Below are 287 nucleotides of genomic sequence, written 5' to 3' on the forward strand. Positions count from 1 at the left end.
GTGGTGCTCATTTCATAAGTCCACCAATTTCCACTTCCGGCAGTTATAGGCAACCCCAAATCTGTCAGTATTGTCCCGCCTGGATGATCATTATATAGCCCCTGTAACTCATTGAGACGCGGCTGATACTCAACCGGGCAATCCGGCGTAACTTTATTGGTATAAAAAAGGTATGACCACGACTCATTATTATTACTTACCGAGGACCCCAAGGTCGCTTCTGCTGCCAGTAGCGGTCGTTTAAAGGTCACCCCCGCCCTACTGGTAAACGTGTCGGGCATATGACC

1 protein-coding gene is annotated in these 287 nt (G+C 48.8%); it reads right to left on the reverse strand.

The window, feature by feature from the left end:
• Positions 1-251 (reverse strand): adhesion domain-containing protein (locus LZP73_RS20460; protein ID WP_234236798.1); only part of this gene is annotated, 251 nt, incomplete at its 3' end.
• Positions 252-287: the final 36 nt, after the last annotated feature.

Origin of the sequence: Shewanella sp. AS16, assembly GCF_021412365.1 — a bacterium.
GTDB classification, from domain to species: Bacteria; Pseudomonadota; Gammaproteobacteria; order Enterobacterales; family Shewanellaceae; genus Shewanella; species Shewanella salipaludis.